The sequence below is a fragment of the Nocardia cerradoensis NBRC 101014 genome, assembly GCF_000308535.1.
Lineage (GTDB): Bacteria > Actinomycetota > Actinomycetes > Mycobacteriales > Mycobacteriaceae > Nocardia > Nocardia cerradoensis.
Map to the genome: position 1 here is coordinate 1 of NZ_BAFW01000214.1, position 22,534 is coordinate 22,534.

The 22,534-nt window shown below is 68.4% G+C and carries 21 protein-coding genes and 1 pseudogene; 12 read left to right on the forward strand and 10 right to left on the reverse strand.

The window, feature by feature from the left end; translation table 11 throughout:
• Positions 1-668: 668 nt before the first annotated feature.
• On the reverse strand, positions 669-2,063 hold the full coding sequence (locus tag ON23_RS22605) for a cystathionine beta-synthase (RefSeq protein ID WP_039780628.1): 1,395 nt from the start codon (positions 2,061-2,063) through the stop codon (positions 669-671).
• A gap of 106 nt (positions 2,064-2,169) precedes the next feature.
• Between ON23_RS22605 and ON23_RS22610 the strand changes: the two genes are divergently transcribed.
• The 4 genes from ON23_RS22610 to ON23_RS22625 all read left to right on the forward strand — a co-directional run bounded on the left by ON23_RS22610 (position 2,170) and on the right by ON23_RS22625 (position 5,462).
• Positions 2,170-2,622 (forward strand): hypothetical protein, encoded by a 453-nt coding sequence (locus tag ON23_RS22610; RefSeq protein WP_223273696.1) that lies wholly within the window; start codon positions 2,170-2,172, stop codon positions 2,620-2,622.
• A 170-nt stretch (positions 2,623-2,792) separates the two neighbouring features.
• A complete protein-coding gene (locus ON23_RS22615; RefSeq protein WP_051043111.1) occupies positions 2,793-3,665 on the forward strand; it encodes an SGNH/GDSL hydrolase family protein in 873 nt (290 codons plus the stop codon).
• 78 nt (positions 3,666-3,743) lie between these two features.
• Complete coding sequence (locus ON23_RS22620; protein WP_039780629.1) at positions 3,744-4,964, forward strand: acetyl-CoA C-acetyltransferase; 1,221 nt, start codon at positions 3,744-3,746, stop codon at positions 4,962-4,964.
• A 162-nt stretch (positions 4,965-5,126) separates the two neighbouring features.
• Positions 5,127-5,462, forward strand: a complete 336-nt coding sequence (locus tag ON23_RS22625; RefSeq protein WP_039780630.1) for a DUF1330 domain-containing protein — start codon at positions 5,127-5,129, stop codon at positions 5,460-5,462.
• 77 nt (positions 5,463-5,539) lie between these two features.
• On the opposite strand, the gene ON23_RS22630 is transcribed toward ON23_RS22625, so the two are convergent.
• Positions 5,540-6,997: an MFS transporter gene (locus ON23_RS22630; RefSeq protein WP_174376514.1), complete on the reverse strand. Its 1,458-nt coding sequence runs from the start codon at positions 6,995-6,997 to the stop codon at positions 5,540-5,542.
• Between the two features lie 145 nt (positions 6,998-7,142).
• Here ON23_RS22630 and ON23_RS22635 point away from each other — a divergent pair, with 145 nt between their 5' ends.
• On the forward strand, positions 7,143-7,472 hold the full coding sequence (locus tag ON23_RS22635; protein WP_039780632.1) for an ArsR/SmtB family transcription factor: 330 nt from the start codon (positions 7,143-7,145) through the stop codon (positions 7,470-7,472).
• Between the two features lie 103 nt (positions 7,473-7,575).
• Here ON23_RS22635 and ON23_RS22640 read toward each other — a convergent pair whose 3' ends face one another.
• Together ON23_RS22640 and ON23_RS22645 are read right to left on the reverse strand one after the other, a co-directional pair.
• The gene (locus ON23_RS22640) at positions 7,576-8,427 is read right to left on the reverse strand and encodes a Bax inhibitor-1/YccA family protein (protein ID WP_039780633.1); all 852 of its coding nucleotides are present in this window, start codon (positions 8,425-8,427) and stop codon (positions 7,576-7,578) included.
• Between the two features lie 128 nt (positions 8,428-8,555).
• Positions 8,556-9,707 (reverse strand): class I SAM-dependent methyltransferase, encoded by a 1,152-nt coding sequence (locus tag ON23_RS22645; RefSeq protein WP_039780634.1) that lies wholly within the window; start codon positions 9,705-9,707, stop codon positions 8,556-8,558.
• A 72-nt stretch (positions 9,708-9,779) separates the two neighbouring features.
• Here ON23_RS22645 and ON23_RS22650 point away from each other — a divergent pair, with 72 nt between their 5' ends.
• The 3 genes from ON23_RS22650 (at position 9,780) to ON23_RS22660 (ending at position 11,755) form a co-directional block, all read left to right on the forward strand.
• A complete protein-coding gene (locus ON23_RS22650; RefSeq protein WP_039780635.1) occupies positions 9,780-10,370 on the forward strand; it encodes an AMIN-like domain-containing (lipo)protein in 591 nt (196 codons plus the stop codon).
• A 53-nt stretch (positions 10,371-10,423) separates the two neighbouring features.
• Positions 10,424-11,029 carry a DUF6153 family protein gene (locus tag ON23_RS36080; protein ID WP_051043115.1) on the forward strand — a complete coding sequence of 202 codons (606 nt, stop codon included), beginning with the start codon at positions 10,424-10,426 and terminating at the stop codon, positions 11,027-11,029.
• An 84-nt stretch (positions 11,030-11,113) separates the two neighbouring features.
• Entirely contained in the window at positions 11,114-11,755 is a 642-nt protein-coding gene (locus tag ON23_RS22660; protein ID WP_051043117.1) for a DUF305 domain-containing protein, read from the forward strand.
• Between the two features lie 123 nt (positions 11,756-11,878).
• Here ON23_RS22660 and ON23_RS22665 read toward each other — a convergent pair whose 3' ends face one another.
• The 3 genes from ON23_RS22665 to ON23_RS22675 form a co-directional block, all read right to left on the reverse strand.
• Positions 11,879-12,166 carry a hypothetical protein gene (locus tag ON23_RS22665; RefSeq protein ID WP_039780637.1) on the reverse strand — a complete coding sequence of 96 codons (288 nt, stop codon included), beginning with the start codon at positions 12,164-12,166 and terminating at the stop codon, positions 11,879-11,881.
• 200 nt (positions 12,167-12,366) lie between these two features.
• On the reverse strand, positions 12,367-13,713 hold the full coding sequence (locus ON23_RS22670; protein ID WP_039780638.1) for a lipase family protein: 1,347 nt from the start codon (positions 13,711-13,713) through the stop codon (positions 12,367-12,369).
• Positions 13,710-14,837, reverse strand: a complete 1,128-nt coding sequence (locus ON23_RS22675) for an esterase/lipase family protein (RefSeq protein ID WP_039780639.1) — start codon at positions 14,835-14,837, stop codon at positions 13,710-13,712. The genes ON23_RS22670 and ON23_RS22675 overlap by 4 nt, the downstream gene beginning before the upstream one ends.
• 187 nt (positions 14,838-15,024) lie before the next feature.
• Here ON23_RS22675 and ON23_RS22680 point away from each other — a divergent pair, with 187 nt between their 5' ends.
• The 3 genes from ON23_RS22680 to ON23_RS22690 are packed head-to-tail and all read left to right on the forward strand — an operon-like array spanning position 15,025 to position 18,147.
• Entirely contained in the window at positions 15,025-16,254 is a 1,230-nt protein-coding gene (locus tag ON23_RS22680) for a PucR family transcriptional regulator (RefSeq protein ID WP_039780649.1), read from the forward strand.
• Between the two features lie 22 nt (positions 16,255-16,276).
• On the forward strand, positions 16,277-17,512 hold the full coding sequence (locus ON23_RS22685) for a PucR family transcriptional regulator (protein WP_051043119.1): 1,236 nt from the start codon (positions 16,277-16,279) through the stop codon (positions 17,510-17,512).
• Between the two features lie 11 nt (positions 17,513-17,523).
• A complete protein-coding gene (locus ON23_RS22690) occupies positions 17,524-18,147 on the forward strand; it encodes a hypothetical protein (RefSeq protein ID WP_039780641.1) in 624 nt (207 codons plus the stop codon).
• Here the strand turns inward: ON23_RS22690 and ON23_RS22695 are convergent.
• The 3 genes from ON23_RS22695 to ON23_RS22705 form a co-directional block, all read right to left on the reverse strand.
• Positions 18,060-19,571, reverse strand: a complete 1,512-nt coding sequence (locus tag ON23_RS22695; RefSeq protein WP_051043120.1) for an amino acid permease — start codon at positions 19,569-19,571, stop codon at positions 18,060-18,062. The genes ON23_RS22690 and ON23_RS22695 overlap by 88 nt on opposite strands.
• Before the next feature lie 87 nt (positions 19,572-19,658).
• A complete protein-coding gene (locus ON23_RS22700) occupies positions 19,659-20,822 on the reverse strand; it encodes a phosphotransferase enzyme family protein (protein ID WP_051043121.1) in 1,164 nt (387 codons plus the stop codon).
• A 13-nt stretch (positions 20,823-20,835) separates the two neighbouring features.
• Positions 20,836-22,200: a purine-cytosine permease family protein gene (locus tag ON23_RS22705; RefSeq protein WP_039780642.1), complete on the reverse strand. Its 1,365-nt coding sequence runs from the start codon at positions 22,198-22,200 to the stop codon at positions 20,836-20,838.
• 85 nt (positions 22,201-22,285) lie between these two features.
• On the opposite strand from ON23_RS22705, the pseudogene ON23_RS22710 reads away from it, so the two are divergent.
• Positions 22,286-22,534: pseudogene (locus tag ON23_RS22710) on the forward strand (hypothetical protein); the annotation flags it as partial.

Sequence of the window (22,534 nt, forward strand, 5' to 3'; positions counted from 1 at the left end):
GATGGCGGCGAAGGCGGCAAGGGCCAGGGTGGCTGATCCGGCGGTACGCGCGACCGCCTTGGCTCTACTGCTTGTCGTGGACTTCGACATTCGATGTTCTTCCCTACTGTGTGTCGGCCTCGGTGGCCTGCGGCAGGCAGCACTGGACCAGGGCGGGCCCCCGTGGGACTCACCTCGCGTACTGCATGCTTTTTTCGGATGACGATCCGGCTACTGACTCAGACTCGACGTCTGACAACCAACGAGGTCACAGGATGATTGCGGTAGGTGAACGTAAACTGAACTAAAAATGAACAAACGGTGCCGCCACCCGCATTTCGCATAGATGGCAACTCGCTACATAGCGCTGACCTGGGCATCTCCCTGTCCCGAGACAGTGCTGCGCATCACAGAAAAATAACGCGTGTCGTTGCAAAAGAGGGTGTTTTGTCCGCTTTTTCAGCCGTTCGGCAACCATTCGGTAACGATCGACAACGCTCGGTAACCCCCGCCGAGATGTGCTCGATAGACCAGGTTTGCGGACCGGCCGGATCCGACCGGGAAGCACGCCGCGGAGCCGCGACACGGTGAACGTCCGGCAGATCGGCCACACAGGCCCCCGGAACGCGCTCACCCGGCCGCAGTGCGCGGCCGGGTGAGCAACGGGGGAATCTGTTGTCGTGCGGCGATCAGTGCGTGGGCAAGCCCGATCCGCTGAGGAATCCGAGCAGATCGTGGCGAGTGATGACGCCGATCGGCTTACCGTCCTCGACGACCATCAGCGCGTCGGTGGACTCCAGTTCCTTGGTCGCCGCCGACACCGGCTCGCCGGAGCCGATCAGCGGGAACGACGGGCTCATATGCTTCGACACCGGATCGGTCAGATGCGCCCGGCCCTCGAATACCGCCGACAGCAGATCGCGCTCGGTGACGCTGCCGGCCACCTCGCCGGCCATCACCGGCGGTTCGGCGCCGACCACCGGCATCTGGGAGACGCCGTATTCACGCAGGATCTCGATGGCGTCGCGCAGCGTCTCCTGCGGGTGGGTGTGCACCAGGTCCGGCAGCGCGCCGGACTTGCCGCGCAGGACGTCACCGACCGTCGGCTCGGCGGTGCTGCCGTCGAGGCGGCTCTGCAGGAAGCCGTAGGAGCTCATCCAGTTGTCGTTGAAGATCTTCGACAGATAACCGCGGCCGCCGTCGGGCAGCAGCACCACGACGACCGCCTCCGGGTCGCGCTCGGCCACCCGCAAGGCGGCGACGACCGCCATACCGCAGGAGCCGCCCACCAGCAGCCCCTCCTCGCGGGCGAGGCGGCGGGTCATCTCGAAGCTGTCGGCGTCGGAGACGGCGATGATCTCGTCCGGGACCGCGGGGTCGTAGGCCGAGGGCCAGAAGTCCTCGCCGACACCCTCGACCAGATACGGCCGACCGCTGCCGCCGGAATAGACCGACCCCTCCGGATCGGCGCCGACGACCTTGACCTTGCCGCCGGACACCTCCTTCAGATACCGGCCCACGCCCGTGATGGTGCCGCCGGTGCCCACACCGGCCACGAAATGGGTGACCTTGCCCTCGGTGTCGCGCCAGATCTCGGGACCGGTGGTCTCGTAGTGGCTGGCCGGACCGCCCGGATTGGAGTACTGGTCGGGCTTCCACGCGCCCGGGATCTCACGGGTCAGCCGGTCCGAGACGCTGTAGTAGCTGTCCGGATGCTCCGGCGGCACCGCGGTCGGGCAGACGACCACCTCGGCGCCGTAGGCGCGCAGCACGTTGCGCTTGTCCTCGCTGACCTTGTCCGGGCAGACGAAGACGCATTTGTAACCGCGCTGCTGGGCGACCAGGGCCAGACCCACCCCCGTGTTTCCGGAGGTCGGTTCCACGATGGTCCCGCCCGGCTTCAGCAGTCCCTGCTCCTCGGCGGCGTCGATCATCCTGACCGCGATGCGGTCCTTCGAGCTGCCACCGGGGTTGAGATATTCGATCTTCGCGGCCACCACCCCGGAGTTCGGGCCCACCACAGAGTTCAACCGAACGAGCGGGGTATTTCCGATCAGGTCGACGACGTGGTTCGCGATACGCATAGCTACATCGTCGCAGAGCCGCGCGGGCGACTTGCGTTTGGTACGGCGAGCGCTGCGTTTGATCCGGCGCGGACATGGCCGTGCGGTTACTATGCGGAGCGTGAGGATGCCGAAGACAGCTCGCGCCGCCGCAGCGGCGGCCGCGACCGTCGGGGCCGTGACCGCCATCGCGTCCGCCTCGGCCAGCGCACAGACCGTCGAATTCCCGCAAACGCCGAGTGTGTTCTACGGCGGATTGTGCGGGGGCAATATCCGGACCTGGGTGGATACCAGTCCCGACTGGCCGGGCCGGGCGGTGTTCAACGTCCAGGCCCTGGCGATCCAGGGTGTGGGTCCGGGACAGTTTCCGCTGGCCCCGCTGTGCAACGTCGACACCACCGTCGCGTGGCGCAATACCAACACCGGCGCCGCCGGTGAGTACCGCCTGAACGTCGTCTCCGGGATCTACGGCAGCATCCTGTACGCGGAGTTCCAGAACACCGGGCCGGGTCATATCGAGGTCACGGTCACCACGAACAACCTCAACATTCCCGCGCACGGCGCATTCGACGTTTCCTGACGCGCACCGGCCTCGTCCCTGGTCGGCGCGTCGCACGCACCGCATAATCGGTAGGACCGGATCGGGCGCGCCCCCTCGTGGCCGCACCGGATTCGCACCGCCGCGGGCACCGGACCCGCCGCGGCAGGTCCGGTCGGTGGCAGCGTCGGAGTGAGACGGGAGGTTGGCGCGTGGCTTCCAGGACGTGGCGGACGGTCGCGGCGAGCGCGGCCGCCGCGGTGGCGGTCGGCTCCGGGGCGGGCACCGCGGGCTGGGCGACCTACCGCCTGCTGATGTCGCAGGCACGCGCCGCGCGCACCGTGATCGGCCGCGACACCTCCAAGCCGCCGGAGGCCGACGGCGTGTACACCCGCGACTGCGCGGCCCCGGAACCGTGGCGCGCGGGCGTGCCGTTCGACCTGCACCTGATGGTCTTCGGCGATTCGACGGCCGCCGGAGTGGGCTGCGCCGATGCCGAGCAGGTGCCCGGCGTCCTGGTGACGCGCGGTCTGGCCGATGCCACCGGATGGCGAATTCGCTTGAGTACCAAGGCGATATCGGGCGCCACGTCGAAGGGCCTGGCCGGTCAGGTCGACGCCATGTTCATCGCCGGCCCGCCGCCGGACGCCGCGGTGATCCTGGTCGGCGCCAACGACGTCACCAAGAAACATTCGATCTGGCGTTCGGCGCAGCGGCTACGGCACGCGGTCGGGCGCCTGCACGAGGCGGGCGCCGTCGTGGTGGTCGGCACCTGCCCGGATCTCGGCACCGTGGCCGCGATCCCGCAACCGTTGAGCACGGTCGTGCACCGCTGGAGCGCGCGGCTGGCCCGGGCCCAGGTCGGTGCGGTCCGATCGGCCGGTGGCACGCCCGTGGCGATGGGCGATCTGCTCGGCCACGACTTCCGCAGCACCCCGGAGGTGCTCTTCTCCGCCGACGGGTTCCATCCGTCGCCCGCCGGATACGCGTTGGCGGCCCGGCACCTGCTCCCGGCACTGCTGCGTGAGCTCGATGAACGGGATCCATCCCGACCGGGTGTTCCGAGCCACACCGCGGCGACGTAGATTCGGGGTTGAATTGTCGTACCCCTGTACCGAAACGGTCGGCTGACCGCTTCGGCGACCCCGATATAAGGAGTCCTCATGCCAGAGGCCGTCATCGTTTCGTTCGCCCGCTCTCCCATCGGCCGCGCAGGCAAGGGTTCGCTGGTGACCATGCGTCCCGACGACCTCGCCACCCAGATGGTCCGCGCCGCCCTGGACAAGGTTCCGGCGCTGAACCCCGCCGACATCGACGATCTGATGCTCGGCTGCGGACAGCCCGGCGGCGAGGCCGGATTCAACATGGCCAAGGTGGTCGCCACCCAGCTCGGCTACGACTTCCTGCCCGGCGTGACCCTGAACCGGTACTGCTCGTCGTCGCTGCAGACCACCCGGATGGCGCTGCACGCCATCAAGGCCGGTGAGGGCGATGTGTTCATCTCCGCCGGTGTCGAGACCGTGTCGCGATTCCCGAAGGGCACCTCCGACGGCTGGCCGGACACTCACAACGAGAAGTTCGCCGAGGCCGAGGCTCGCACCGCCAAGCGCGCCGAGGGCGGCTCCGACGGCTGGGCCGACCCGCGCGAGGGCGGCGACCTGCCCGACATCTACATCGCGATGGGCCAGACCGCCGAGAACGTGGCGCAGTTCACCGGCATCTCGCGCGAGGACCAGGACCACTGGGGCGTGCGGTCGCAGAACCGTGCCGAGGAGGCCATCAAGGCCGGCTTCTTCGAGCGTGAGATCACCCCGGTGACGCTGCCCGACGGCACCGTCGTCTCCACCGACGACGGCCCGCGCCCCGGCACCACCTACGAGAAGATCTCGCAGCTCAAGCCGGTCTTCCGTCCCGACGGCACCATCACCGCCGGTAACGCCTGCCCGCTGAACGACGGCGCGGCCGCGCTGGTCATCATGAGCGACACCAAGGCCAAGGAGCTGGGCCTGACCCCGCTGGCCCGCATCGTGTCCACCGGCGTGTCCGGTCTGTCGCCGGAGATCATGGGCCTGGGCCCGATCGAGGCCGTGCGCAAGGCGCTGAAGATCGCCGGCAAGACCATCGACGACATCGACCTCTACGAGATCAACGAGGCCTTCGCCGTGCAGGTGCTGGGCTCGGCTCGTGAGCTGAAGATGGATCTGGACAAGCTGAACGTCTCCGGCGGCGCCATCGCCCTCGGCCACCCGTTCGGCATGACCGGCGCCCGCATCACCGCCACCCTGATCAACAACCTGCAGACCCACGACAAGCAGTTCGGTCTGGAGACCATGTGTGTCGGCGGTGGCCAGGGCATGGCCATGGTCATCGAGCGCCTGAGCTAGTAGTACCGCAGTCGGCCGGTTCCGCACCGAAAGGTGGGGAGCCGGCCGATTGTCGTTGCGGGGCGATCGAGTCGGCGGGCCTTACCCGACAGGTAATCGACTCGGCTACGTCAGCGCGGAAGTATCAATGGCGTCAACACAACTCGGTTCGAGGAGTTCGAGATGCCTGCCTACGCCATTGCCCACCTGCACGATGTGGATGTCAACGCCGAGATCGTGGAGTATCTGCGCCGGATCGACGGCACGCTGGCGCCGTTCGGCGGAAAGTTCATCGTCCACGGCGGGCGGCAGATGGTGGCGGAAGGGCCCGCCGACGGGGTCATGATCGTGATCGAATTCCCGGATTACGATGCGGCGCAGGCCTGGTACGCCTCGCCGGAGTATCTGGAGATCCTGCCGCTGCGACTGAACAATGCGGCCGGAGTCGCGATTCTGGCCGAGCACTGCGGCGACGACCACGTCGCCACCGACGTGCTCCCGGCCGAACTGCTCGCGTGAAATCCGCGGCGGCGGAGCGACTCGCGGCCCCAACGGATCCGTGCCGTTGGGGCCGCGACGACCTCAGCGCGGTGGGTTCAGTCGATCTCGACCAGCCCGGGCTCCTGCGGTGCGACTGCCAGCTCGGGCCGGCCCGAGCGCAACAGCAGCGCGATGGCCAGGCCGAACACCATCCCGACTGCCGTCAGGATGACGACCGTCCGCTCCCCCTGTGCGGCAGCGGAATTCGTTGCCGTCTCGTTGTCCGTGCCGAATTCGGCGATCACCGTGAAAATGGCCAGACCGATGGCATTTCCGATATTCAACGCCGTAGAGGCGATGCCGTTCGCGACACCCTGCTCCGCACCCGGCGTTCCGGCCGCGGCGGCGATCCACATCGCAGTCCAGACGATGCCCTGGCCGACACCGGACACGATCAGTCCGGGCACCAGAGCGCCGTATCCGGCCGAGGCGTCGAATCCGATTGCCAGGACCATGGTTCCGACCACACCGATACCGAATCCGATCAGCAGTGTGGCGCGAACGCCGAACCGGGTCGCCGCCCACTCACCCAGCTGGGTTCCGGTGGCGATGGCAACCGAGGGGACCAGAAAGGCGAGCCCGGTCTGCAGGGCGGTGTAGCCGTGCACGGTCTGCATGAGAACGGTCAGGAAGTACGGCAGCACACCGAAGGTCGCCATATAGATGAAGGTGACCGCCATACCGACGGTGAGGCTGCGATTGCGCAACAACCGGAACGGCATCAGCGGATCGACACTGCGTGACTCGGCCACCGCGAAGACCGCGAGCAGCAGTACCGCGAGAACCAGCGCGCCGACGACGAGCGGACTGGCCCACCCCAGTTCGGGGCCCTCGACGAGCGCGAACACCAGAATGGTCGAGCCGCCGGTGACGAGCAGCGCGCCGGGAAAATCGAACGACCGCCGCTCGGCGCCCGCCCGATCGCGCGGTATGACGCGCAGCGCGGCCAGCGTCACCACCGCCGTCAGCGGCACATTGACGAAAAAGACTGCGGGCCAACCGAAATCCTCGGTCAGCACGCCACCGAGCAGCGCGCCGATGGTCAGCCCGCTGGCACCCGCGCCGCCCCAGACCGCCAACGCCCGGTTCCGCTTCGGCCCCTCCGGAAACAGTGTGTTGATGAGCGCGAGCGTCGACGGAAGCAGCAGCGCGCCGCCGATGCCCTGAACCGCCCGGGCGGCGATGATGACGACGGGACTACCCGCCAGCCCGCCCGCGAGCGACGAGATGCCGTAGAGGCAGAGCGCGAGCAGGAACATCCTCCGCCGCCCCAGCAGGTCGGCGGCGCGGCCGCCGAGCAGCAGGAATCCGCCCGCGAAGACGACGTAGGCGCTGACGACGAGCTGCTGGGTCTGCCCAGGAAAGCCCAGGTCGGATCCGATATCGGGAAGTGCGACGAAGACGATGTTGAGATCGAGCGCGTAGATCGACTGCGCCAGCGCCAACAGCGCCAGAGTCCAGCCCAGGCGTGGGCCGGTCCGAGAGGTGGGGGTCGGCGAGGTGGGGGTGGGCATGGGATGCCTTTCTGCCTGCGGATCGGAGCTGTCGAGGCGGGGCCCACGCCGTCGACCGTACGATATTTCACGTACAGTCGAACTGTACTAAGAATTACGTACGGTCTGTCAAGGCTCCGTACGTAAGTCGCAGTACTATCGGACTATGGCTCTGAACCACCCCAGCCGCGATCGGATCCGCGTCGAGCAGGTACTCGCCGCGCTCGGCCACCCGACCAGGCTCGGTGCTGTTCGAGTTCTCGACGGTGGCGGCGAATTCAATTGCACGAGCGTGCTGAACACCCTCGGCATACACGCCAAATCCACGATGACCCATCACTGGCGAGTACTGCGTGAAGCGGGCGTCATCCGCCAAACCCCCTCCGGCCGCGAATATCTGGTGGAGTTGCGACGCGCCGACCTCGACACCCGCTACCCCGGCCTCCTGGACGCCGTACTCGCCGGCGCCCGCGACGACGGCCGGCTATCCGACTGACGGGGCCACCCGAACCCCGGCGCCACGCGCTCGGCCCCCGACCGGCAGAACGAAAACGGGTGGCTGCCGAGACGGCAGCCACCCGTTTTCCGGATCGCGGAGATCAGTCGTTCTGCAGATAGCTCAGCAGGCGCAGGATCTCCAGGTACAGCCAGACCAGGGTGACGGTCAGGCCCAGGGCGACGCCCCATGCGGCCTTCTCCGGCGCACCGGCGCGGATCAGCTGGTCGGCGGCGTCGAAGTCGAGCAGGAAGCTGAAGGCCGCGATCGCGATGCAGACCAGGCTGAAGATGATCGCCACGGTGCCGCCGTCGCGCAGGCCGAAGCCGCCGGGGGTGAAGAAGGCGGCGATCAGGTTGCCCAGCATCAGCACGATCACGCCGATCATGGCGCCGACGAGCATGCGGGTGAAGCGCGGGGTGACCCGGATGGCTCCGGTCTTGTAGACCACGAGCATGCCGAAGAACACACCGAAGGTGCCCAGCACGGCCTGGGCGATCAGACCGCCACCGCCGACGCCACCGAATTCCACGTTGGTGAACATGAACGACAGCGCGCCGAGGAAGAAGCCCTCGGCGGCCGCGTAGCTCAGCACGATGGCCTTGTTGTCCTGCTTGCGGCCGAAGGTGGCGACCATGACCAGCACGAAGCCGACCAGACCGCCGACGATCACGAACAGCGGGGCCAGCGCGTGGTTGGCCGCGGTCGCACCGTAGGCGATGATCGCGGCGAGGGTGACCACGCCGAGGGTGATGCCGGTCTTGGTGACGACATCGTCGATCGTCATCGGCCGGGTGGCCGGCGCCTGCTGATACGGCTGCTGGACACCGTAGGGGCTCTGCTGTCCGTACTGCGCGAACTGCCCGGCGCCCGCTGCCGCCGAACCGAATCCCGCGTATCCACCGCCCTGTTGTTGCGGCAAATTTTTGAAGATCGGGTTACTTGTGGTGCGCAAGGTCCCGTGCCTTTCCGAAGTAGCGGTCCACGTCCGTCGTGTCCGTCTGAGTATCCAACGATCCGCTCCGGGAGCAAGTTCCCGAACCGGACATCAAATCGGACATATCAGACTGTACTGCCCGTAATCTACTCCCGCCGGGCGGTGTGCAGGCCACACACGGACCGAGTCACGGTGAATTTGCGATTACGGCCGACCACGTCGGTCTTGCCGACCAAGCGGTCCATGACGCCGCGATAGTTGAGGTGGCTGTTGTAGACGGTCCACAGCTCTCCGCCCGGGCGCAGTACCCGCCCGGTTTCGGCGAACATCTTGATCGCCGAGCCGGTGTGCACGGCGGCGCCGACGTGGAAAGGGGGGTTGCACAGCACCAGATCGGTGCTGTGATCGCCCACCGCCGCCATCGCGTCGTCGCGGACCACGGTGACCCGGTCACCGACCCCGTTCGCGGCGGCGGTGGCGCGGGCCGAGGCGACCGCCGCGGCCGACTGATCGGTCCCGGTCACGGTGATGTGCGGGCGCGCCTTGGCCAGAGCGGTGGCCAGTATGCCGGTGCCGCAACCGAGATCGATCGCCTCGCGCGCGTCGGGCTTCATCCGATCGAGGTGTTCGAGCAGGAAGCGGGTACCGATGTCGAGCCGCGCCCCGGAGAAGGCCGCTCCGTGCGCGACCACCTGCAGCGCGATGTCGTCCAGTTGCTCGCGCAGCGGAAATTGCGGCGTCCCCGGCGTTTTCGGCCCGGTCGCCGTGATCGTCCGCGACTTCTGCCGGCCCCGGCTGGCCTGGACTCCGGAAAAGTATTCCGCCAGTACGTCGTTCATCGCCGGTGTCAGATACTTGTCGCGTCCGCCGGCGATCACGGTCACCCGCGGATCGGCGTAGCGGGCGACGGCCTCGGCGATTTCGGCGAGACCGGCCAGCATGCGGGGTAATCGCAACAGGACGACGGTGACCCCGTCGAGCAGATCCGGCCCCAGATCGTGCGCGGTGTAGCGATCGGCCAGATCTATGGCGCGGGCATTGTTGGCCAGCGCCTGCTCCCCGGTCAGCAGATCCTGGTGGACCCGGATATCGCGCAGGTCGTGGGCGGCGGCCGCGCCGAGAGTCAGTGCGCCGTAACAGTCGTCGATCACCGCTACCCGGCCCGGACCGGCCGCCGCGAGCAGTTCCGCGGCGGTATCGAGGATCAGGCGATCGGCGGCATCGACGGCGTAGAGGTTCACTGCTTCCACATCCGGATAGCGCCGCAATCGGCTCAGTATGTCGTCGACCTCCAGCATTCCTACAGTGTGCTAGACCGTTGCCGTGTCGTCACCACGGCCCCTGGCGCCCGACGGCATACCATCGGCCCCATGCGTAACAGGCTGGCATTGACGGTGGCCGCCGGGCTCGTACTGCTGGCGGGTTGCTCGGACGGCGGCTCGAATCCGGCAAGCCGAACGCCGATGCCGCCCGCGACCGGGGCCGTCACGACGACCGCCGAGCCGAGCCAGGCGCCGCCCACCGGAACATCACCGCAGGAGGCCACCCCGGCCACCGACACCCGGCTCACCGTGACCGATGTGCGCATCGGCCACCACGACGGTTTCGACCGGGTGGTGTACGAGTTCGGCGGCACCGGCGGGGCGCCCGGATGGACTGTGCGCTACACCGATCGCGCGGTGCAGAACGGCAGCGGCCGGGAACTGCAGATCGCCGGTACGTCCATTCTCGAGGTCCAGATCCTGGGCACGGCCTACCCGTGGGACAGCGGGGTGACGCCCTACAGCGGCCCGGACCCGGCCACCGATCCGAGCGCGCCGGGTATCGCCGGGGTCTACGGCACCCAGGATTACGAGGGCACGACGCAATCGTTCATCGGCGTGAACGCGGACCGGCCGCCGTTCTCGGTGACCACGGTGGACCGGCCCGTGCGGCTGGTGATCGACATCGCCACCGGGTGATCGTCGCCACCCATACCGCCCGGGGGTAGCTGAACGGTGCGTAGACTGGGGCCGTGCTCGCAGTGGGTCACCTCCGTCGCGCGCCCGGATTCGTGCGGGCGCTCGGTGTGCTGACCCTGCTGATCGGCATCGCGGTCATGCATGCGGTGGTCTTCTCCACCGGGCACGCAATGGGTGCCGTCGCCGAGCCCGCCGTATCTTCGCCTGCCGCCGCCGCGCCGGTGATGGCGGGCCGGTCGGTATCACCCTCGAACGACGGGGACCGAGCGCCGATCGCGCTTGCCGCACAAGGGATGTCGAAAATCGGTCACGGCGACCACGCGGTGCCGGCCACCGCGCCCGGCGAAGCGACCGCGCCAACCGTCCCGAACGAGCAATCTCCCGTCGCCGACCGGGAGTCGGCCGCGCCCATGCGGACCACCCTCGCGGTAGCCGACGGCTCCGACTGCGACGGCTGCACCACCCACGCCGGTATGCACGCCTGTGTCTTCGTGCTGGTCACCCTGGCATTGGCCCTCGGTCTGGCGGTGATCGCCTGGCTCGGCGCCGATCGGACACCGAGCGCTGGGCGCCTCGCGCGCGCCGGGCTGCGCCGGCGCACCCGCCCACCTCCGTGGACCGTGCTCTCCTTGGCCGAATTGGCGATTCTGCGGATCTGACCGGCCCGCCGGATCGGCGTGCGAACGCGCGCGGATACCGGCCCGGCAGGTCATCCCACATCGCAATTCCCCAGGAGCACACTCATGTTCACTTCTCGTATCCGTATGCTGTCGACCGCCGCTCTCGCCGCCGCCGCCCTGATCGTTGCCGGTTGCGGCAGCGACGACTCCGGCAGTTCCAACACCGCCGCGCCGGCCTCGTCGTCACATTCGCCGATGGCCGACATGCCCGGAATGAATCACACCGGCGCACCGTCCACCGCGACCCGCACCGACTACAACGACGCCGACGTCAGCTTCCTGACCATGATGTATCCGCATCACGCGCAGGCGGTGGAGATGGCGAAGCTCGTGCCCGCCCGGTCGCAGAATCAGGAACTGATCACCCTCGCCGCGAATGTGGAGAAGGCGCAGGCACCGGAGATGGAGCAGTTCGCCGCGCTGCTGCAGAGTTTCGGCAAGCCCGCGCCGCAGGCGACCATGAACCACCCGATGGACGGTGTCATGACACCGGAGCAGATGACGCAGCTGCGGAACGCGTCGGGCACCGACTTCGACCGGATGTGGCTGCAGATGATGATCGCGCACCATCAGGGCGCGGTCGATATGGCGAATACCGAGATCGCCGACGGCACGAACGCCGACGCGAAGGCGCTGGCGCACAACATTCTCACCGCGCAGCAGGCCGAGATCCAGCAGATGCGCGGGATGCTCGGGCAGAACTGATCGCCCGCGGTCGCACCGTTGCATTCACGCTCGCACGGTGTCGACCGCGGCTCGCGGACGAGCCCGGAAACCACACGCATGCGGGTGTGCCGGATATCCGGCACGCCCGCGCGGGTGGGTCGGTCAGCTCCCGATGACGGCGTTCATGATGGTGCCCGCACTGGTCGCGACACCACCGCCGATCATCGCGCCGGCCACCATCTTCGGCGACTCCAGCCCGCCGCCGCTCCACTTCTCCCAGGCGAAGCGGCCGCCGCCGTAGGTGATGGCGGTGACGCCGGACAGCAGGACGAACCAGGTGAAGTAGCGGACCAGCTTCAGCAGTTTGTCCGCGGCCGGCGGAGTTTCCGGCGTGGGGTTGCCGACCTGGGCCAGCACGGTGGTGTACATATCGTGTACGGCGAGAACCATGCTCACGTTCGTTGTCCTCTCGGATGCTGAGGTGATGCCGGTACTGAGGTGATGCCGGTTGGAGCGCAGAGCATGCAGTGACAACTCGTCAAACAGAACCAATTGAACCGCACCGGCTCCTCGCCCGCAGCCGGACACACCGCATTCGCGAAAGCGGCCACTACCTGCGGTTCCAGGTCAACTGACCGGTCCGCCGACGATCATGCGCGCGACCGGCCGGTCTCGGCGATCGAAGCGCGCCGCGAGGGCGCCGCACCGGTATCGGCACCGGCGTCGACAGCTCTCGGCGGCGCACCCCGGATGCGGCGTCCGGTCAGCAGCCGAACGCTCAACGCGGCCAGCCGGCGATGCCCCGCGAGCGCGCGGCGCGTCACCGCCACCGACCACACCGTGCGTGTCCCGGGAGTCGTCGGCCGGCCGGCGAATCGGTCGGCGAGCCAGTCGACCATCACCGGAACGGCCAGGAATTCCAGCGGCAGATGCGCGCTGAGCCGATCGCGCAGATAGCCGATGTCCGCTCCCGCCGCTTCGTAGCGCCGGACGAGAGCATCGACGTCGTCGACGGCGATCACCTCGTCATGAACGCCCTGCACGATCAGCATCGGCATGCGCGGTGCCCGGCGACCGGGCAGGATGTCGGCGAGTACCGCCCGCAACTCCGCGGTGTCCAGCAGGCCGGGCAGTCCGCCCGCGGCGTAGCGCCCGACATCGCGGCGGGCGAGCCGGGCCAGCAGCGGAAAGGTCGCCGACACTTCGGCTTCGGCCAGCATCGCCAGATACCGGGGCTGCAGGGTCGCCCGCAGCGCGGTATCCAGATCCGGATAGCCGCGGCGCAGGCCGGCGGTGAAGACCATGGCGAATCCGGCGAACACCGTGCCGTTCAGGCGCTCGAACGCCGCACCGGGGTCGCCCACCGGCGAGCCGGCCACCGCGCCGACGATATTCAGTTCGGGCGCATGGGTTTCCGCGAGTTCGGCCGCCCAGGCGGTGGCCAGGCCACCGCCGGAGTAACCCCACAGCGCGATCGGAGTGCGCGAATTCAAGCCCAGCGGAACGAAATTCAGCGCCGCGCGGACGCCGTCGAGCGCGCGGTGGCCCGGCTCCCGCGCGACACCGAATCTGCCCTCGCTACCCCCGTGGTCGGGCACCGACACCACCCAGCCCCGATCCAGCGCCGCCGCGATCAACGGCAGTTCGAGTTGCGGGATCGCGCCGATCGCCCGGGCGCCGCGCCGCAGCGCGTAGGACGGAAAACACTGCGGTGCAACGGCATCGATCGCGCAGTGAAACGAGACCAGCGGACGCCCGGGCGCACAGTCCCGTGGCAGCAGCACCGTGGTGACCGCCGCCTCGGCCGTACCGTTCAGATCACTGGTGCGATAGAGCAGCTGCCAGGCCGAAATCCGCAGCGGGACAATACCGAAGGCCGCCAGCTCCACAACCCGGCTGCGCAGGATGGCGCCCGCCGGCTGCGCTTCGAAACCCTCCGGTGCTCGATGGAAGGGATCGGCGTCCGGCCGCGGCGGCAGGGGCCGCCGGCCGCTCACAGTCCGCCCCCGCCGCCGACGAGCCACGGGTTGAAAGCGCAGCTCAGCGTCGGATACCGCTGCGGATCGAGCGCGTGCAGCGCGATCGAGAGCGCCCGCGGGGAATACATCATCGTCAGGTGATCGGACAGGTCCTGCTCGCAGCCGTCCTGCAGGGTGATGTCGTTCACCGTGGCATCCGGCCCGGCCCGCAGATACGCCAATTCCACCGGATTCATCACCTCGTCGTAGCGGGAGGCCACCACGGTGTACGCCACACCGGGCACCGTGTCGCCGGCGGCGTTGAGCTGGTTCAGGAACGGGGAGCCGACGGCCTGCTGAATATTCGCCGGACCGATCAGCGGACGGTAGAAACCGAGGATATCGATACCCAGATTCGTGATGATCCGTCCCAGCGTGGCCATGCCCAGCAATGTCGTTCCGTGGTGGGTGCCGCCGAAACTGACCAGCTGTCCGACCTTTTCGGCGCCGCCGTCGAATTTCAGATATCGATCGGCTACCGGCGCCCCCTGGGAATGCGCGACGATGTCGACGCGATCGGAATGTGTGGTAGCGCGCACCCGGTCGACGAAGGCCGCCAGTTGTCGCGCCGAATCCTCGATCGGCCCGACCGCATAACGTCCGGGAAGTACCGCGCCGAGACCACCGCCGTCGAGAAGACCGGACCGTCCGTAATTGAAAGCGAAAACACAAAAGCCCGCCCGAACGAGTTTCGGGGACATATAGGCGAAACTGTCGTAGGCGTTGAGCCATGTGCCGTGCACCAGCACGATCGGTTTCGGATGGTCGGCGCTCGGCACACAATCCCAGCGGTTCGCGCCCGGCGGGGCGGCATCCGGACGGGTGAGGCCGTAACCGAATGCGGCCAGGTAGGAGGTCATTTCGGGCCCTTCGCCCACCGCGTCGCTGGCGTGGCCGGCGGCCCGGCCGCCGGAACCGGAACTACTGCCGGTGTCCAGAACCGGCTGCGGCACAGCACCGTCCACGGAATGCAGCCCCGCGGCGATCAGTTCGGCCAGCTGTGTTTCCGGGGTGTCGGGCGGTGACGCGGTCGCTGTTCCGGAGCCGATGACGGCGGCGCAGATCAGGGCGGCGAGCGCCGGGATTCGATGACGAAGCTTCATTGCAACCTTCCCTACCGGCACGCCGACAAACGTTTTCGGCGGCCGCATTCAGCGTCATCGGCGGGGGCGGGAAAGTCACTGCACTCGGATACACAGATCCGGGGGCGGGATTTGTCGCCGGAAACGAATTCTTGTCGCGGCGCCGCGACCTCTTGCCGCCGTCCATGTGGCCCGCGACAATCGGCGCATGCCGGTTGCCGTCAATTCCGCACCCTCGAGTCTCGCCACGCGCATCCTCGACCGTCTGCCGCAGTTCGCGGAACGCGTCCTGGCCTCCGGTCTCGGTACCTCCGCATCGGCCGCCGAGCTGCCCGCGGACCATTTCGTCGAGGTGCTTCCGGCCATCTACGGATGTGCGCACGCCTTCCTGCACGCCATGGCGCAGCAGCGGGAATTCACCCGTGCCGAGATCGCGGCCTTCGTGCAGCCGGTGATCGAGCGGCATGCGGAGGACCGGCTGCCGCTGCCGCTGCTGATGGAGGCGGTCCACCACTCCGCCCAGCAGGTTCTGCGGGAGGCGGTGGCGGTGAGCGGGCCCGCGGAGGTCGACCAGCTGATCGAGTTCGGTTCGCGCACACTCGAATTGCTGATGCACATCAATCTCATCACGGTCGAGGGTTACGCGGCGGTCGAGCACTCGATCTACCATCCGGAACGGGAGGCCAGGCGCGCCCTGTGCGCGGCGCTGGTCGGCGGGCAGGCCGCCGAGGAGCAGGCCGCGCGCGCCGATACCGCCCTGGCCGAACGATATTCGGTTCTCGCCGTCCAGGTACGCACCGATCCGCAACCGGCCGCGGCCGCGAATCTGGTTGTGCGCCGTCGTATTCGAATCCTGCAGCGTGTTCTGGAGCGGGTGGCGGGCCCGACCGCGCTGCACACCTTCGACGGCGAGACCGCGGTCGTGCTGCTCCCCGGCGTCCTCGGATGGCCGGAGAGCGCCGGTGCGGAGTTGGCCGGCGAACTCGCCGAAAAGTTCGGCGCCGACGTGATCGTCGCCGAAACCCCGGGCACCAGGCGCGAATCCGTGCCGGAGGCCGCCCACCAGGCCGCGGAGGTGGCCCAGCTGGCACACATGTCCGGGCGGCCGACCGGGGTGTACCGGCTCGACGACCTGCTGCTGGAGTATCAGCTCACGCGGCCCGGTGTGGCCCGCGACCGGCTGGCCGAGCGGATCGAACCGCTGCACCAGGCACCGCATCTCATGGAGACGCTCGACGCGCATCTGCGCCACGGCTCCGATCGCAAGGCGGCCGCCGCCGAAATTCACGTCCACCCCAACACGTTCAGTTATCGGCTGCGCCGCATCGGCGAACTGACCGGCGCCGACCCGAGCGATCCGAACGGATCACGATTGCTGTCCGCGGCGCTGGTCGCCCATCGATTGCGTCCGGCGCCCGGCCGGCCGGTCACATCCTGAGCAGTGAGAAGGTAGTACGACGATGAACGCCCGTCCCCGCCACGACGTCCGGGTGCTCTCCCGCCAACTGGTCGGGCATTTCGCCGAACACGTGGCCCCCTGCTCCACGCTGCCCGGTGACGCCCTGCACGGCGACATCACCGCGGTGACCAGGGTCTGCCTGGAACTGACCGTCGACATCCTCGAGGGCCGCGAACCGGACGAGAAGGTCGGGCGCCTGCAGCGCGCCGCCGCGAACTGGGCACGCGAGGGCATCCCGATCGACACCGTGCACCACGCGGTGCACGAGGGCTTCCGGCTGGCCTTCGACCTGCTGCTCACCCAGACCGATCCGAAGCAGCGGCCCGACAATCCGGCGCAGCTGCTGCTGCGGATTCTCGACACCATCACTCCCGCGGTGGCGCTCGCCTATGTGCGCGAACATCAGGCCGCGGTCACCGAACACCACACCGCGGTGCACACGCTGGTCTCGGCGCTGCTGGCCGGGCACCCCACCTCGACCATGGCCCGGGCGAGCGGGATCGAGATCGAACCGGCGTATGTCGTGGTGGCGATGAGCATTCCGCCGCACCCCGACGAATCCCATCCGAACGTGGACGGGAAAGTGGTGGCGCGCCGCAAACTGCGCCGGTTGCAGACCGCCCTGGCCAATCGCAGTGGCGGACGGGTGCTGTCGTTGCTGAGTGTGGACGGCGGCACGATCCTCGTCCCGGAGGCGATGTTCGGCGAGGACGAACTCGACGAGCTGATCGCCGAACTGTCCGAGGCGGCCCAGGTCGGCCTCACCGCCACCGCGCTCGCCACGCCCACCGAGGAGATCTCCACGGCCGCCGACCGCGTGCACGAACTGCTCGACACGGTGCTGCGGCTGGCCAGCCCGCCCGGGCTGTACCGGTTCGCGGATCTGGCGATGGAATACCAATTGACCCGTCCCGGACCGGGTTTGGAACGCCTGGGCACGCTGCTGGATCCGCTCGACGATCATCCGGATCTGCTCGAGACGCTACGGCGGCATATGGCCACCGGACTCTCCCGCCGCCGCACGGCGCGGCAGTTGCAGGTGCACACCAACACCGTCGACTATCGGCTCAAACGGATCGGGCAGCTCACCGGCCTGGACCCCTCGCAACCGAGCGGCCTGTGGTATCTGCGAGCCGCGCTGGTGGCGCGCACCTACCGGGACGCCGAGGGACCGCCGATGGCCGAGGTCGCGGATCATTCGCCGGACGGTATGGGCAAAACGTTTGCTAGGAGGTAGCCTGTGTCGCGATGGCTACCACTGCGCAATTGCGGGCCGCGCTGGCGGTACTGCACGCCGATACCGACGAAGCCGCCGAGCAGGCCCGCATTTCGGAAATGTCCGGAAACGACTCGGCCGGGGTCGAACATGCCCTGCTCGCCGGTTTGCTGTACCGCATGATGGGCGATGATCTGCGGCACTCCCTGACCGGCGCCCCCGACCTCACCGCACTCGAGGAACGCGCCCGCGCCGCCGGGCCGGGCACCGTCACCGATGCCACCGACGCTCGGGAACACCGCGAAGAGCAGTGTGCGCAGGCGCATTTCGAGGCGTACTGGCTCGCCCACCGGATCGCCGGCCTGCATTTCACCACCGTGCCCTCGGCCCCGGCGCTGCAGGCGGCCGCACACACCGCCGAGGCCACCCGCACGCTGCTGCGCATCCATCGCGATCTGCTGCACGCGCCGGACGCCGGTCACCCGGCGTGGGAGGTGGTGATCGATCAGCTCGATCGAGCCCGCGAGCTGGCCCAGGCGGCGTATGCCGGTGCTCGGCCCTCCGACCCTCAGCCTTCCGACGCGTGGCCCTCGGACGCCGGCGCAGGAGTGCCGGAGACCGGCCGCGAACGCAGCACCGAATGCCGCACCCCGTAGGTGAAGTAGACGACCAAGCCGATCGCCATCCAGATCACGAATCGCAGCCAGGTCTCCACCGACAGATTCAGCATCAGCCACAGGCATGCCAGCACGGCGAGGATCGGAATCAGCGGCACCAGCGGCACCCGGAATCCGCGCGGCAGTTCGGGACGGGTGCGGCGCAGGATGATCACACCGACCGACACCAGCACGAATGCGAACAGCGTGCCGATGTTCACCATTTCCTCGAGCGTGCCGAACTGCACGAATCCGGCCAGTACGGCACAGACCGTGCCGACGCCGATGGTGAGCGTGGCCGGAGTGCCGAAGCGCCCGGTCCGGGCCAGGCGACGCGGGAGCAGGCCGTCGCGCGACATCGCGAACAACACGCGGGTCTGACCCAGATACAGCACCATCACCACGGTGGTCAGACCGGCCAGCGCGCCGACGGAGATGACGTTCTTGGCCCAGGTGACCCCGTGCAGTTTGAACGCGGTGGCGAGGGTGGCGTCGTTGCCGGCGAGGTCGGTGTAGGGCACCATGCCGGTCAGCACCAGAGTCACGGCCACATACAGGATGGTGCAGATCAACAGCGAGCCCAGAATTCCGCGCGGCACATTGCGCTGGGGATTCTTCGTCTCCTCCGCGGTGGTGGCCACGACATCGAATCCGATGAACGCGAAGAACACCAGGCTGGCCGCGGCCAGCAGTCCGTACCACCCGAAGGTGCTGTCACCGGCGCCGGTCAGCCATTGGAACAGCGTCTGGTGCAGGCCCTCCCCGGTACTGCTGGGCTGCGACGGTGGAATGTAGGGCTTCAGATTCGACGGCTTGAAGTAGGCCAGGCCCACCACGATCACCACGGCGATCACCGACAGTTTGATCGCGACCGCGATCGCCGACACCCGCGAGGACACCTTGGTGCCGATCACGAGCAGCACCATCAGGATGACGATCAACAGGGCCGCGCCCCAATCGAATTCGACCGACCCGAAATGTACGGTCGGCGAACGCGATCCCATCACCTCGCCCAGGTACTGCGACCAGCCCTTGGCGACAACCGATGCGGCCAAGGCGAATTCGAGGATCAGGTCCCAGCCGATGATCCACGCCACCAACTCGCCGAAGGTGGCGTAGGAGAAGGTGTAGGCACTGCCCGCGACCGGAACGGTGGAGGCGAATTCGGCGTAGCAGAGCGCCGTCAGACCACAGGCGATCGCGGCGAAGACGAACGCCAGCGATACCGAGGGCCCGGCCACAGTGCCGGCCGTGCGCGCGGTCAGCGTGAAGATGCCCGCGCCGACCACCACGGCGACGCCGAAGACGGTGAGATCCCAGGCGGTCAGATCCTTGCGGAGTTTGGAATCGGGTTCATCGGTATCTCGGATCGATTGTTCGACCGATTTGGTTCGTAGCAGTCCACCCCACCGGGGGTTCGGCACCGATTCGGCCGTGTCCTGCGTTGGCGTCGGCTCAGCCACACCCGTCTCCTCCGTTGTCACCGTCCCCCGTGACCCGCAGACAGCAACCTAACAGCACTCGGCAGCCAGTCGTCGCAACATGGTCGTGAAGGCCTTGCCCTCGGCCGATGCGGCCCAAACCGAGCGACCGAGAAAGTAGTTACGGTAAGCGATCCGGGCATCGCGCACCTGCCGACGAGGCGGAATCGTAAGAAAGTAATCGATTTCGGACAATTCGTAGACGATGTGCACCAGTGGGAACAGATCCGGCAGGACGTCCCGCTCTTCGCGGTGCAACGGCCGGATCTCGCCGTAACCCCGCAGGAACGCGGCGAGCTGCGCGGCCTGCACGCGGGCCGGCCCGCCCGCCGCGATCGAGAGCCAGTCGATCGCGAAGCGTTCGATCGCGGTGGCGATATCGAAGACGGCCACGGTCCGGTTCGCGAGACCGAAATCGAGGACGGTGGCGATTCCGCCGTCCGACCAGAGCAGATTCGTGCCGTGCCAATCGTTGTGGGTCCACAGCGCGGGCAGGGTCGCGACCGCGGCGGCGAGCTCGGATCCGGAGCGAGATGCGGCACCCGGCGAGCGCGGCCGAGCCGGCGGCAGTCCGGCCCGCGCCCGCGTCGAGTCCCGGTGGTGCGCGGCCAGGAAGCGGCCGACCACCGGACGGGCGGCGACGTAGCGGTCGACGGCGGCGTCCGGATCGGTGCACAGCCCGGCCAGCAGCGGATGCGGCGGGCGCTCCGGTGCGTCGAATCCCACCGCGGCGAGGTGCAGGCGCGCGAGCATCCCTCCGGCCGCGGTCGCATCGGCCACCGAGTGATAGGGACTCCACGAGAAGTCGTCGCGGTAGCGGTCCGCGCCCGCCCCGAGCTCCTGGATCTCGTAGGTGAACTCGCCGTGTTCCGCCGTGCGCACGTGCGGGATCGGGATGCCTTGTGCGCGAAGGTGATTCATGAAGGCATGCTCCGGCGCGAGGGTCGTGGGGTCACGCAGCGCCGACGGCATCCGCTTCACCACGACCCGCGTTCCGTCGCCGAGCCGCACCCGGGCCGTGGACGACAGCGGACGCCGGCTGCGCCATTCGATCACGGGTGTCGCGCCCGACTCCGCGAACAAAGCTCCCAGTTCGCCGGCAGTCAGCGGCGAGAAAGCCGGTGCGGCCGACCCGCTTTCCCCCATCGCGAAGACCCGCTCCGCCGCGGGCTCGTCTCCGGGCCGGGAGGTCACACGGCCGCCCGGCTCAGGACGCTCGCTCCGGCTCGGCCCGGTCGGGCACGCGCTCCAGACGCGCCAGCACACCGGTACACGCGGCCGCGGCCAGGAACGAATACAGCGACGCGGACGACCACCAGCCCGGGTGCACGCCGACGACGTCCTGGACCCACAGCCAGATCCGCGCCCACCAATCCACCGATCCCGGATTGAGCACCTGGTACACCACGAAGCCCAGCAACCACGGCAGCAGCAGGAGCGGACGGGCCGGAGCGGTTTCGGACAGGTCCCACCCGCGGCGGCCGCGACCGAGGAAGTAGTCGACCACCAGCACCGCGCACAGCGGTACGAACACCGATCCGATCAGCAGCAGGAAATTCGAGAATCCGGTGAAGTCGCGCACACCCATCGCCAGCACGGTCGCGAGCGCACCCACCGCCGCGGCCAGGATGCGCCGATCCACGCGCGGCAACAGATTCTGCAGCGACATCGCGGTGGAGTACACATTGGCGAACGACTGATCCGATTCGCGCAGCACCAGCACCGCGAAGAACAACCATCCGGCGGCGACGCCGAGGAAGGTGTCGAAGATCCGGTCCGGATCGCCGCCGGCCTGCAGTAGCGCGACGATGCCGAGCAGATAACACCAGGTCTGCGCGATCGAATAGCCGACCATCGTGGCCCCGGTGGCGGCGCGGGCGCCGCGGGCGTGCCGGGTGTAGTCGGCGGCCAGCGGGACGAACGACACCGCCACCGCCAGCGCGGTGTCCACGCCGGGGAAGAATCCGCTCCACGACGTGCCCGTCACCGGCGGCAGCGGTTGGCGCAGGAACTGAATCGTGAACCAGCCCATGGCCACGGCCACCGCGACCGTCACGTACTTGCGCAGAATACGCAGCACGTTCAACGGCCAGATCGCCATCGCCGTACACAACACGCCGGCCCCGACGATCACCGCGCCGTGCGGCAGATGCCCGTGGGTGAGGGCCGCGACGCCGCCCGCGATCACGGTCAGCTCGAACACGCCCCACCCGATGCACTGCACGATGTTGGCGACGGTCGGCACATAGGACAGCCGGGTGCCGAACAGTCCGCGGAAGTTCGCCATCGCGGGCGCACCGGTGCGCGCGCCGACCGCACCGGCGGCCGCCACCATCGCGGTGCCCAGCACGGTGCCCACCGCGGTGGCGAGCACGGCCGCCGCGACCGGCAACTGCGGATGGCCGGCCGGTTGCAGCACGTAGAAGGCCCCGGTGAAGCCGATCAGGCTCACCCCGAGATTGGCCCAGAACGCGGCCTGGTCCCCGAAGGACAGGGTGCGTGGCGGCGCGGTGGTCAGCAGCAGCGGGGCCTCGGCCGAGCGGTCTCCCGGCTGCTCGGGCAGAGTCGTCATAGCGCCATTCATGCTAACGGGCGTGTCCGGTGGAAATTCGCCCCCAGCTTCGCTCCGGCGCCCGGAGTCGGTAACCTCGTCCCGGATGGTTAGCGTCTCCACATCCGCCCGGCCGCTGCCGGAGCCTCGCGTGCCGGGAGCCCACCGCATCGGTCGGCTCGTCTGGCTGGTTCCGGTACTGCTGGTCGCCCTGAGCGTGTTCTGGCTGCTGCGGCCCAGCTGGCCGCTGCAGCCGATCAAGCGCGAATTCATCGACCTCCAGGTGTATCGCCTGGGCGTGCAGGCGATGTGGGACGGCGCCGATATGTACGGCAGCCTGCCGAAGACCACGCTC